The sequence below is a fragment of the Paenibacillus sp. FSL R10-2782 genome (assembly GCF_038592985.1).
Lineage (GTDB): Bacteria > Bacillota > Bacilli > Paenibacillales > Paenibacillaceae > Paenibacillus > Paenibacillus terrae_C.
This window is the reverse complement of the sequence record NZ_CP151951.1, coordinates 1,919,257-1,931,248: the sequence shown is the minus strand read 5'-3', so window position 1 is coordinate 1,931,248 and position 11,992 is coordinate 1,919,257. Positions and strand designations below refer to the sequence as shown.

Genomic DNA, 11,992 nt, shown 5'->3' with positions numbered 1-11,992 from the left:
AAAACAGCCGATTCTTTTGTCCCATGACAAAAAAATCGGCTGTATCATCAATCCAGATGGGTGACCTGCCAAACAACAGGCGTTTGACGAATTTGCTCCCCGAGCCACTGTGCTGCAATACTCTGGAACAATTCTGGATCACCAGAACAAAAAAGCTGATGCACTGGTGTCTCATCCCCGGCTTCCAACTTGCCCTTGTTATACAAAATCGTACTCGTCTCACGAGCCGTTTCGTCTGCGGAGCTAATCAGCTTCACGTTGGGGCCCATCACTTCCTGAATCGTTTCCTTCAAAAAAGGATAATGCGTACAACCAAGAATCAGACAATCAATCGGGTACGCTTGAATCGGTCTCAATGTCTCCTCTACAACCTCTGTTGTTGTCTCTGAACGGAACAATCCCTGTTCCACCAAAGGAACAAGCGAAGGGCAAGCATGACTCACCACGTCTACATAGGGGGATAGTTGCTTCAGCGCAGCCGTATAGGCTCCGCTTCGAATCGTACCGACAGTCCCAATCACCCCGACATGCCCGGTGGCTGTTGCGCTGATTGCAGCACGTGCCCCGGGGTGGATCACTCCGATCACCGGAATGGATACCTTTTGGCTAATATAATCCAATGCCGCGGCTGTTGCCGTGTTGCAGGCAATAATAATGACTTTCGGATCAAATTGAATCAGGAAATCAACCATTTGCTCTGTAAATTTCTTAACTTCTTCCGATGGCCGAGGTCCATACGGGGTGCGCGCAGTGTCTCCAAAATAAATGATTTTTTCCCGTGGAAGCTGCCGCATAACTTCTTTAACAACCGTCAAACCTCCTACACCGGAATCCAATATTGCAATCGCTTGCTGCACGTACATACCGCTTCCTTTTTTGTTCAAGTATGAGTCGTTCCCTCTCGGGAAGCGATCCGTTGCTACTTACCTTATGTTGTAATCAAGAAAAAGGTACCCCCAAATATTACCCGAAAAAGATAAAGCGATCAACAAAGAGGCTCCATCCCAACAGGAGAAGCCTCAAAGCGAATCCATATTCAGTTATAATGTATTCATTTAGAAGCTGCTTACAGAGAATCCTTTTTCGTATCTTCTTGAACAGGGGCGGATGAAATGCTGACCTCAGGAAGAACTTCGCCTTTTTTGCGAAATTGCCCGATTTCATGAATGACCGCTGAGGCCGTATCCTTAATTTTATCCGTATACTCAATAGAGACATCTGTAATTTTACCGGCCAGTTCCTGCCCCTTATCACTGACAAGACGTGCCTGCTCCGTTATGTCCTGACGCAGATCACGACCTGACTTGGGGGCAAACAGCAGCGCAGCCAGCGAACCGACAATGCTACCTGCCACCGCACCACGGATAAAGCTTTTGTGGGTTTCTTTCATCATCATCTCTCCCTTTGTGCCCGGGCGAATGCCCATCTGTTAATGCATTATAAGCACGGGGAGCTTGTCATGACACAGCGAACAAGCCGTGAAAGTTCCTACATTTTTCGGGACCGGATACGGTACAGGCAGCAACGTCCTCCATCCGCTAGGCAATCCTCACGGACAACCTCGGCATCAAGCAGCTCCTCGAACATTTGCTGCTCACATTCACAAGCCTTGCGGTAACGGCCTGCAATTTGAGAAATCGGACAATTGTATTCCACAATAGAGTAGCTCCCGTCCTCTTCTTCCCGCCACTCCGCCATATAACCGGAGGCGTTCTGAATACCGGAAAGCTTTTCCACACGTGAAGCCAGCGTGGTCTCACTTTCGATCTGAGGAGCGTAACGCTTCATCATTTTGCGTTTTCTACCGTCAAACAGAGAGTAAACGGCTTCCATTCCCTGCTCTTCATCCAGTTCCTCCAGTAGTTCCAGCAACAAATGATCATAATTCCGAGGAAACTGCTCACTTCCCTGCTCACTCAGACTGTATAAAAACGTCGGACGTCCCATCGCCTGCCGCACTACTGTAGCGACGATGAGACCATCCTGCTCCATCAATTTGAGGTGTCTGCGCACCCCCATTTCGGTAATGCCCAATTGAGCCGCCAAGCTTCCGACACCCACAGGTCCCTTCGTTTTCAACAATGTCATAATCATGCGCCTGGTGGGCATTTCGGGTACGATATGCTTATCCCTCACTTTAGCCTTTACACTCCCTCGGGCTGCGGACCCAATTCCTTATTTAAATAGTCATGCACACTGGATACAAAACACTCCAATAGCTCAGGCAGCTCAGGTGTAAGCGGATGAAGGCTCGTCCGGTCCCAATCGAAATACTCCTGCACCAAGGGTTTCCGCAAAGCTACCAGTTCCAACAGCGGATTAAACACGGTATCATTCAGCACGCCCTCTTCATGAATGATACCGATAATATCCTCATAGCTGCTCGCATCACGCATAATAAATCCGTCAATGATATAGCTCCCTACATCTGTTACCGTTTCAATCGCCAGATGTAGACAGCGCTCCTGCACCAGCCCCTGCAACAAATCTCCGTTCCAAGCGGCCGTTATGCGGCGGAGTCCTGCAACAATGTCGGGAACGGCACCGAGTCGAAGCTCAATTTGCTCCCGGTTGACATAATACAAGGTCCTGCACCTCCCGTAACCGCTTCAAATTTCATAATCTACTGCGATCGATACATCCTTCACTTCATTCATGTGTACAATGATCTCCTGATGCACAGGGTGTACCTGATACGTTTGCAAGTCCTCCAGTGTTTCGACAACAGCCGTAAGGGAAATATCATAAGATCGTTCCGAACGAATCACATCCGTACCTATTTCGAGTGACAGAAGTTCTTTGATTTTACCGTTCATGCTCCGCAAAATGGATGCCGTATGCTCAATGCTTTCAGGGGAGCGGTCTTTCAATTTGAACAAAACAATATGTTTAATCATACGTATAGGCTCCTTATCTTTTAAAATGTTCTCTTCAAAATTTTATCATAACGCCCCACATACGGAAAGAAGCTTTATAATTCTAGCGATCTTTCCCACCATCTTTCCCACCAGACTCCTTGTCCTTCAGCAAAGCAAAAAAATTCTTGAGCTTTGGTGGAAGCGGCAAGCCCATGCGTGAGCAGTTTTCTGTAATAGAGATTAATTCGTTGGATAAATAAAAATACGTCGCCGCCCCTTTCATGATTTCGGTGCCCATCAGAAGATCCATATGATGTGCCAAAGAAATCACCATCAGCATCAAAGCCTTTCTCATCAACCCCCAAAAACCGGCTTTGCTGCTCAAGCCTTGTCCTGTCTTAATCGCTGCGGCAACTCCTGTCACATAATCAACAGCCATCGCAACTGTGAACAGCACCATCAACTGATTCCAGCCGCCAAATGCAAATGTAATAATGGCACCTGTGGTAGCACAAAACATACTAAACATTGCCGGGTTAATATTCATACCTGTTCCTCCTCTCGGGACGGTTACTGCAATATATGCAGCGACGTGGCAACCCGTAAAGTCATATGACCTGAACAGGGATAAGAATTCATAGATTCATATAAAACAAGCTGTTAAACCTCATGATTTTCTGTGCAAACACGAAAAAAAACAGACCCCCCTCTTCAAAAAATAAAGTAGGGTAGCCTGTTTTTCTGACAGCTATTCAATTAACGATGATCATTCCAAAAATTAAGTGGAGTCAAATTGCCATTTAACGGTTCGAACGAATAGCCTTCTTTCTGCAAAGCTGCCATGATCTGTGGAAGAACCTTGATCGTAGATGGCTTATCATGCATAAGAACGACAGGTGTTCTGCCTTGTTTTTTCAATCTTTTAATATCACGCAGAACGCTCTGTTCAAAATGCTCTGGATTTTTGGTATAACGCCAATCGTTGGAATCTACATTCCAATCCCAAATATGATAGCCTGCACCCGTCAGTTGATCACGAAATGCTTTATTCAAATACGGTTTGCTGCCATAAGGCGTACGAATTAAAGAAGTGCGTTGTCCTGTTGCCTGGAATAAAATCTCATTATCCTGATTCATTTCTCCAAGCGCCGCTGCCGGAGAAGCATAGATTTTCTTCACCTGGTGCGTCATGCCGTGCAAGCCCAAACCATGACCCGCTTCTACCATTCTCTTCATAACTGCACTATGTTGACGAATTTCCGGTCCCAACATAAAGAAAGTCGCCTTGGCATTATATTTATCCAAGATATCTAGCAGTTGTGAGGTATGTGCCGTAGGACCGTCATCGAAGCTCAAATAAATCGTACGGCTTGATGGGGAAGCGTTCCCCTTAGTTCCTGTATTGCCAGATTTCCCTGGCTTCACAGCAACATACTGTTTAATTTCTGCGGCAAATTTGTTCAAAAATTGTGTATCAGACAAGCTTGCATTCGCATTCTGAATTCGGTATAGATTGCTTGAAGGTATCGTGATGGTAAAACCGAAGGCATCCGCCAAGGTGCGAATCGGCACCATCGTACGTCCTCCGCGCTCAAAAACATCACCCTTGGTCAGATCCAGCGTAAAGCTGCGATTATGTCCCGTCAACTGCAATGTACGACCGCTGACCGAAGTGGAAATCCCCATCTTTTGACCTAATGTAACGATAGGTACATACAATTTGTCATTTTCCATCACTGGCCGAATCGTATTCGAATCCAGTAATACATCATTGACCCCCAGCAAAGGAGCCTTCGCTTGCGCACTTGCCGTATTCGTATGTACGCCCAACAGACCCAAACAACAGATTGCCATCAAACATACAGCCATCCATTTTACATTCAAAAACTTCATTACTTACACCATCCTGTGCTGTATTTTATATTGTGCGGGAGCTATCTCTAGCTTGTCTATGAAGTTATACAGACATGACGGTATAGACATGGCAATATAGACATTCACTAAACATATAGAACATAAACGCATCTCAACCGATTGAATCGGAACGCCTTTCCGTCCCACCTATATATATTAATAGATTACCAGAGTATAGTATGTAAATATAGTGAAACAATTCGACAACAATCTCGCAATCTCCCCGACCATCGAGGTTACAAAGTTGTGAATAAATTGGAGACCCATCAACCTGATTGCTTGGGTGCGATTTTCTTCGTTTTCCTCTTATACATCTCATCCAGATACAAGGTATATTTGGACTCTCCGCTATATGTAAGAAACAACCATTCGAGCGCACGGGTCATGCCAATATATAGCAGAGAGACCTCTCTTTCTTCAACCTCTTCCCTCTTAAATGGCATGTTCTCAATCGCCACAATAAAGACAGCACGAAAATCCAGACCTTTAGCACTGTCGAGAGTAGATATTTTTACCGTCTCTTCTTCTCTTATAAAATTACGTTTGGATTCACGGCTTTCAGTCATCCAGGTATACGGTACCTGATGCTTCTGTAAGCTGCTTTTGATCTCATTAATATAAGAGATTTTGTAACTGTTCTGCACCCTATATAAAATAGCTATATCATTAAGCGGAATAGCCTTTTCTTGACGCAGAAATGTAATAGATTTAATAATAAAATCCATCTCCTCGCGAATATTTCGGCATCTACGGAAGATAGGTTCAGGTCCCTTGCGCTTGGTTGACTGTGGGGGAATAATTTCAACTCCTTCAAGTGAGCCGCTTTGCACCTTGTTCTGTAGTTGTGAATGGCTGCGATAAAAATCCCAAGCAAATTGTACAATTTGGGCCGTATTTCGGTAGTTAATAGAAAGGATTTTCGATCTCCCCCGAAAATCGAGACCCGTTTCCTGTACAAGACTATTCTTCCTTTTGAAAATAGATTGCGCCCGATCCTCTACTAACAGTAGGGACTTCGTATCAGGATTGAGACAATGACTGACCAAACGCAACCAATCTGGTTCAAAGTCCTGTCCTTCATCAATGAGTATGGCATCGTAGATCGGAACAATGGCTTCAGATTTGTCCAATTTCTCTAGCAACTCAGGTATCGCACTATCCTTGATCCGCATATGACTACCAAGCCATTCATGAAAGTTATATACTTCAATATTAGAAGATTCCCATTCACATTCTGCATTAGCAAAACCAAATAAATCTTCCGGCTCCCTCATTTTTTGGCCAATCCACTGCTTGAGAGTCCGAGATAGGGGGATACCATAGCAAAGAACAAGAATTTTCCAATCAGGATGGGCTTGAGCCAGCATCTTAGCCCGACTGACAAGAACCAGCGTTTTTCCACTACCTGCCACGCCACGAATAAGACGATGTCTGTCTCCCAATTGTTTAGCCATATTCTCCTGGTGCAGATCCATGGTTTTGATATTATGAAGAGATAGCAACAACTGATCCTGATAAGGTACAGGTTCCTTGAACTCTGCGCTAATCCGTACTTCGGGAAATAAATGAAACCGGATAGCCTGAATGTCCTCATCTGTAAGGGTATAACGACGTTTGCTTTGAATCGTGAACATACCAAACAGCTTTTCCATCAAAGTTTCGCTGGAAAATCCTTCGTCTTCTGTATCAATCTCATCTCTGCACAGCACAAAAGAAGGATCTATTACATTGTATAGTCCTAATTTAATGAAATCCTCTTGCTTCAAACGTGTAAATACCGTACCGTATCCATAGGAAAACTTTAGATAACCAGATAAACCTTGAAGTAAGTTTTTGTCTTTTTTCAATTGGTCCGAAATAAGTCGGGCATTGTCCCGCGCCTGTTTCAGCGGACTTTTCACCGTTCGTGTCTCACCGGCTGAGGTATGTAGCATCCATTCGTCCTGATTAATTTGATGCAACGTGCTTTTCGTATAATCCTTTACTTCAAGAACAACGAGTCCAAGATCCGGGCCGATAATAACAAAATCAGGTCGTCGTCCCCGAATTTCCGGTTCATAATAAACAATATAATCACTAGGTAAATATCTCTTTAAGGTTTCAAACAGAAGTCGCTCTCCTGCTGTCGCATTCTTCGGTATATACTCCGGTACCATATAAGCCATGTGTTCTGTCTCTCCATTTCGCGGTTCTTCCACAGTAATGTATAGATTTCAACAGCATATTACATATATAGTATATCAAATATTTTCCAAAGGGCGAAGTACAGTTATCCATTTCTCTCTTATAAACCTTACAATCATAAAAAAAGAACATATTTCCTCCATTTCCACAATAAATATAATAATTTAATATATCGGTCCCTTAAACGCCTCTTTTCATAGGTCAAATGGACCTTATTTTCCATAAACCGGTTAAGCCCATGGGATTAAAAGAAAATCAGGAGGGGAGTCACTTGCAAAGCCCCCTTCGGGTATAGTAGTATGTGGTTAAAAAAAATCGGAGGATATATGCCTAAACAACAAGATAAACATTCCATTCAGGCGTGGTCTCTGATCAATCGCAAATATTTGGGAAAAGGTGTGCGCGTCAAACGTTTTCGCAAGCCGACACGCTGTCAAGTACGAAACCGTGTTCTGCTAGCCGTTTTGATGGCTAATGACATTAAACTGTCTCAGCTTGCCGAGGAGCTTTCCATTTCCTCACGTAGCGTCAGCGCGTGGGTATATGAGGGCCGTATTCCCGGCAACACTAATCTGGAAAAAACGTGTAACACACTTGGGTATCCACACCATATTCTGTTTAATGAAGAGGTTGTCCGGCGTTCACCGCTCATCTGTCAGCCATCACCGTCCCGTTTTATGAAACGGACTGTGACTCGTTCCCCGGTCAAAAACCGGATTTTGGCGGGTCTATGTATGGTCCATGATATTTCGGTGACCGATGTCAGTCATTGGATTGGCGTTCATCCCGGCACATTCCGAAAATGGTTGCACCAGGGTACCGTTCCTTCTCAAACCTTCCAGGATCAGGCGGAACAGTTTTTCCGTATTCCGAAATCCATTTTGTTTGCTGATGCCATGCTGAAAAAGTGAGAATGTCCGTTAAAACTAAACTTTTGTACTTTACCTGAAAGTCTATGAAAGGAACGCATTACCATCTTTCATTTCATAAGACTTTCGCTTGCTGCAAATCACGGAATATAAGAACAAAGAAAGCACAGTCTGCCGTTTTCTCGGCACACTGTGCTTTTTTAGATATCTTATCTCTTTAAGAATGAGTTCTTGCCGCTTGTGTAGAACGTCCGGCTTCTTCCTTAATCGCCTTCAGCTTCTTCATCACCGGATTGCCTCCACGTCCAAAGTAGTCGTGAAGACGGCTGTATTCCTCGTACAGCTTATCATAGACGGCCGCGTTCTCTGGGATCGGCTTGAAGCTCTCGTCCCGTACACGAGCCATATGGCGCGCTGCTTCGACGATATCGTCATACCCTCCGGCTTCTGCTCCCGCAGCCACTGCCGCGAACATCGCTGCGCCCAGCGCAGGGGTTTGAGTAGAAGCCGCCACTTTGATCTCCCGTCCAGTTACATCCGCATAAATTTGCATCAAAAGACGGTTTTTCTGCGGTAATCCACCGCATGCGTACAATACATCTACCGGCACGCCGTTGTGATGGAACGCATCGACGATTTTACGTGTGCCGAACGCTGTTGCTTCCAGCAATGTACGATACACTTCCTCTGGCTTCGTCAGCAGCGTATAGCCGACAATAAGACCCGTCAGGTTCGTATCCACCAGCACAGAACGGTTGCCGTTCCACCAATCCAGTGCAAGCAATCCGGTTTCGCCCGGTTTGTACGCAGCCGCTTTGCGCTCCAGCCACACATGAACGTTCACGCCTTCTGCCGCAGCCTGCTCCTTCACCTCGCCGGGAACAGCATGCTCAACGAACCATGCGAAAATATCTCCTACCGCCGACTGACCAGCCTCATAGCCGTAATAGCCCGGAATAATTCCGTTTTCTACAACACCGCACATACCTTCGACTTCTTTTTCTTCCTCACCGAGCAGCATATGACAAATAGAGGTTCCCATCGCCATAACCAGCTTCCCTGGTGTCACGACACCTACCGCCGGAACAGCCGCATGTGCATCCACGTTACCTACGGCTACCGCAGTTCCCGGATTCAACCCGAGTTTTGCAGCCATGTCCTCTGTTAATCCACCTGCACGGCTACCCAAGTCATAAATCTCACCACGCAGCTTCGTATCCGTCAGATTTTCCAGACGAGGATCGAGCGCTTTGAAAAACTCACGGTCCGGATAACCGTCACGATGATGGTAAATGGACTTGTAGCCTGCTGTACATTGATTGCGTCTCAGCTCTCCACTAAGCTGGGAAATAACCCAGTCGGTCGCTTCTACAAAGCGATCTGTCTGATCATAAATATCCGGCGCTTCGTTCAGAATTTGCCAGATTTTTGCGATCATCCATTCAGATGAAATTTTACCACCATAACGGGGCTGGAATGCCTCTCCACGTTGTGTGGCAATTTCATTCAGACGATCCGCTTCATCCTGGGCTGCATGGTGCTTCCACAGTTTTACCCAGCTATGCGGGTTATCCTTCAGCTTCTCGTCAAAGCACAAGGGTTGTCCTTCTGCATCGATTGGCAGCATCGTACATGCCGTAAAATCAATGCCGATCCCGATGATGTCGTCCGGAGAAATTCCCGTCTCCTTCATGACAGCAGGTACAGAAGATGTCAGCACTTCAATATAGTCAGCCGGATGCTCCAGCGCCCAGTCCATTTCCAGCTTACGTCCGCTGCCAGGTAGCACTTCATCAATAACCCCATGGCGATAAGGTGTTACGTGTGTGGCAATTTCAGCTCCGTTAGATAGATCAACAATGACTGCACGCCCGGACTCTGTTCCATAATCGACACCAATGGTATACTTGCTCATTTGTGTGTCTCCTCCTTTTTCGTTTGACCGTAGTAAGCGTTCGCTCCATGCTTGCGCAGAAAATGCTTATCCAGCAGCGCCTGATCCATGGAAGTTAATTCCGGGTTCAGCGCGAAGGAACGGTACGCCATCTTGGCTACTTCCTCCAGCACCACCGCATTATGAACGGCATCATCGGCATTTTTCCCCCAAGCGAACGGTGCGTGCTGATTAACGAGTACACCTGGAATATCCGCCGGACTAATATCCTGAAACGTCTCAATGATCACATGTCCCGTCTCCAGCTCATACTCTCCGGCAATTTCCTCTGAAGTCATCGCGCGAGTACACGGAATCGCTCCATAAAAATAATCACCCTGTGTTGTCCCTAATGCAGGAATCGCGCGTCCTGCCTGCGCCCAGCTTGTGGCCCAAGAGGAATGCGTGTGTACAATACCGCCTATTTGTGGAAAAGCACGGTACAGTGCCAGATGTGTTGGTGTATCCGATGAAGGACGAAGGTCCCCTTCGACAATATCGCCTTGCAAATTGAGTACGACCAATTGCTCTGCTTTCAGCTCCTCATAGGCCACACCACTTGGCTTAATTACAACCAGCCCCTGCTCACGGTCGATACCGCTTACATTTCCCCACGTAAAAGTAACCAGACCATGCTTGGGAAGAGCCAGATTGGCCTCCCATACTTCCTGTTTTAATTGTTCTAACATGTATAAGACACTCCTTTTACTATCATTTCTGAAATCTGAAATGGAAGTGCTAAACCTAGCTTCAAATGGAAAACCACAAGAGGATCATAACGTCCCTTATCCTTGGTTCCGCTTTCATTATACACTTGTACGTACAACTTAGCCAGTGTTTTTTTATACGTTTTTTCACTGCGTAACTGTCTATGTTTTCAGAAAAAATATAGCAAAAACAGCCTATTTTCTGCAATACAGAAAACAGGCTGTACGATAAGGCACGTAGGTAAGCCGAAACGCTATGAGGTGTCAGAACTACATTTACTCCAACTTGTCCTTACATGTATCCAAATAAAAACTCGACCATATTTATTGGGTTCTTATACGTCACTGGCAACAGGACCCGTCGATTCACGGATAATCAGCTCTGGTGGAATAATCCACTGGCGATCCTCTTCGCGGAAGCCCTTTTCTTCGATCATCGACAATATTGTATCAGCAGCGCGAAATCCCAGTTCTTCTTTGGGATGGCGGATTGTAGTTAGCTTGATTTCCGTTGCCGTTGCCAAAAAAGAGTCATCAAACCCCACCAGCGACAAATCGCCCGGAATGCTCAGACCCGCCGAACGCACAATGTCCAACAAACGCACAGCCAGCTCGTCATTATAGGTTACCCATCCAGTAGGGCGCTCTTCCGGCTCCATACTCAACAGTGCAGACGCACGCTGTAACGGAACCTCATTTTTTTCTTCTGTCCGGTAGGTGGTCACTGCATTCGGATGCAGCGTAACCCCATATTTACGGTGGGCGGCCACAAATCCCTTCATACGAAGAATTCCCTGCATATCATCTGTCTTGAAAAACCCGGCTAACCGCCGATGTCCCAGCTTAATCAGATGCTCAGCCGCTAAAAATCCACCCTTCTCATCATCTACACGCAGACATGGCGCATCCATTTCCTCATACCGCGCATTGATCATTAAATAAGGAATTTGGCGATTTTCCAAGGTCAGGTAATAATTCAGATTAGGATTGCGCTCCCCACTTTTCGTCGGCTCAATAATAATCCCGCTCAAGGGCTGACTTAACAGCATTTCCAAACACTGCCGTTCCTGCTCGGGGTCATTGCCTGTGCTTGACAGCAGTAGCTTATAGCCCTGACGACTTAATTTGGACTCAATTCCCTGCACTATCGACGGAAAAATATAATCGGATATATAGGTCGTAACGACCCCGATCGTCCGTGGGTCCTCGGGCTGCTTGCTATCCCGTGTGGCGACAAAGGTCCCCTTGCCCTGCATGCGAAACAGCCAACCTTCCTGCACCAGCTCACCTAACGCCTGACGCACGGTTTGCCGACTAACCGCAAATTGCTCAGACATTTCATGCTCAGATGGAAGCTGGCTTTGAGGCTCCAGCCTGGATGAATGAATCCATGACAAAATTTCCTGTTTAACTTGTATATATTTGGGCGCCATAATTTCCTCCGTCACTTGCAATATCGTGTACCCTTTTGTATTTCACGATTATAGCATATCGTTCATTTGTACATACAAATGTCACAGGAGCAGG

12 protein-coding genes are annotated in these 11,992 nt (G+C 45.9%); 1 reads left to right on the top strand and 11 read right to left on the bottom strand.

What is annotated here, in order from left to right:
* Nucleotides 1-47: 47 nt before the first annotated feature.
* The 8 genes from racE to NST83_RS08910 form a co-directional block, all read right to left on the bottom strand.
* A complete protein-coding gene (gene racE, locus NST83_RS08945) occupies nt 48-863 on the bottom strand; it encodes a glutamate racemase (protein ID WP_342417909.1) in 816 nt (271 codons plus the stop codon).
* Between the two features lie 203 nt (nt 864-1,066).
* Nucleotides 1,067-1,390: a YtxH domain-containing protein gene (locus NST83_RS08940; RefSeq protein ID WP_342417908.1), complete on the bottom strand. Its 324-nt coding sequence runs from the start codon at nt 1,388-1,390 to the stop codon at nt 1,067-1,069.
* A gap of 98 nt (nt 1,391-1,488) precedes the next feature.
* Nucleotides 1,489-2,136, bottom strand: a complete 648-nt coding sequence (locus tag NST83_RS08935) for a metalloregulator ArsR/SmtB family transcription factor (protein WP_342417355.1) — start codon at nt 2,134-2,136, stop codon at nt 1,489-1,491.
* Between the two features lie 8 nt (nt 2,137-2,144).
* The gene (locus NST83_RS08930) at nt 2,145-2,585 is read right to left on the bottom strand and encodes a HepT-like ribonuclease domain-containing protein (protein WP_342417354.1); all 441 of its coding nucleotides are present in this window, start codon (nt 2,583-2,585) and stop codon (nt 2,145-2,147) included.
* Between the two features lie 24 nt (nt 2,586-2,609).
* Complete coding sequence (locus tag NST83_RS08925; protein WP_250267997.1) at nt 2,610-2,897, bottom strand: Dabb family protein; 288 nt, start codon at nt 2,895-2,897, stop codon at nt 2,610-2,612.
* Between the two features lie 82 nt (nt 2,898-2,979).
* Complete coding sequence (locus NST83_RS08920; protein ID WP_342417353.1) at nt 2,980-3,405, bottom strand: phage holin family protein; 426 nt, start codon at nt 3,403-3,405, stop codon at nt 2,980-2,982.
* Between the two features lie 209 nt (nt 3,406-3,614).
* A complete protein-coding gene (locus tag NST83_RS08915) occupies nt 3,615-4,751 on the bottom strand; it encodes a polysaccharide deacetylase family protein (protein ID WP_342417352.1) in 1,137 nt (378 codons plus the stop codon).
* 287 nt (nt 4,752-5,038) lie between these two features.
* Nucleotides 5,039-6,937, bottom strand: coding sequence for a nuclease-related domain-containing DEAD/DEAH box helicase (locus NST83_RS08910; RefSeq protein WP_137062519.1), 1,899 nt, complete (start codon nt 6,935-6,937; stop codon nt 5,039-5,041).
* A gap of 345 nt (nt 6,938-7,282) precedes the next feature.
* Between NST83_RS08910 and NST83_RS08905 the strand changes: the two genes are divergently transcribed.
* Nucleotides 7,283-7,867, top strand: coding sequence for a helix-turn-helix transcriptional regulator (locus NST83_RS08905; RefSeq protein WP_013370447.1), 585 nt, complete (start codon nt 7,283-7,285; stop codon nt 7,865-7,867).
* A gap of 175 nt (nt 7,868-8,042) precedes the next feature.
* On the opposite strand, the gene NST83_RS08900 is transcribed toward NST83_RS08905, so the two are convergent.
* From NST83_RS08900 to NST83_RS08890, 3 genes are all read right to left on the bottom strand, one after another.
* Complete coding sequence (locus NST83_RS08900) at nt 8,043-9,740, bottom strand: ribulokinase (RefSeq protein ID WP_342417351.1); 1,698 nt, start codon at nt 9,738-9,740, stop codon at nt 8,043-8,045.
* Nucleotides 9,737-10,447 (bottom strand): L-ribulose-5-phosphate 4-epimerase, encoded by a 711-nt coding sequence (gene araD / locus NST83_RS08895; RefSeq protein WP_137062517.1) that lies wholly within the window; start codon nt 10,445-10,447, stop codon nt 9,737-9,739. The genes NST83_RS08900 and araD overlap by 4 nt, the downstream gene beginning before the upstream one ends.
* Before the next feature lie 353 nt (nt 10,448-10,800).
* Nucleotides 10,801-11,898, bottom strand: coding sequence for a GntR family transcriptional regulator (locus tag NST83_RS08890; protein WP_137062516.1), 1,098 nt, complete (start codon nt 11,896-11,898; stop codon nt 10,801-10,803).
* Nucleotides 11,899-11,992: the final 94 nt, after the last annotated feature.

Coding starts and splice junctions, on each gene's coding strand:
- NST83_RS08905 (WP_013370447.1), top strand. CDS start 7,283: ATGCCTAAACAACAAGATAAACATTCCATTCAGGCGTGGTCTCTGATC.
- NST83_RS08920 (WP_342417353.1), bottom strand. CDS start 3,405: ATGAATATTAACCCGGCAATGTTTAGTATGTTTTGTGCTACCACAGGT.
- NST83_RS08915 (WP_342417352.1), bottom strand. CDS start 4,751: ATGAAGTTTTTGAATGTAAAATGGATGGCTGTATGTTTGATGGCAATC.
- NST83_RS08940 (WP_342417908.1), bottom strand. CDS start 1,390: ATGAAAGAAACCCACAAAAGCTTTATCCGTGGTGCGGTGGCAGGTAGC.
- racE (WP_342417909.1), bottom strand. CDS start 863: ATGTACGTGCAGCAAGCGATTGCAATATTGGATTCCGGTGTAGGAGGT.
- araD (WP_137062517.1), bottom strand. CDS start 10,447: ATGTTAGAACAATTAAAACAGGAAGTATGGGAGGCCAATCTGGCTCTT.
- NST83_RS08910 (WP_137062519.1), bottom strand. CDS start 6,937: ATGGCTTATATGGTACCGGAGTATATACCGAAGAATGCGACAGCAGGA.
- NST83_RS08925 (WP_250267997.1), bottom strand. CDS start 2,897: ATGATTAAACATATTGTTTTGTTCAAATTGAAAGACCGCTCCCCTGAA.
- NST83_RS08900 (WP_342417351.1), bottom strand. CDS start 9,740: ATGAGCAAGTATACCATTGGTGTCGATTATGGAACAGAGTCCGGGCGT.
- NST83_RS08890 (WP_137062516.1), bottom strand. CDS start 11,898: ATGGCGCCCAAATATATACAAGTTAAACAGGAAATTTTGTCATGGATT.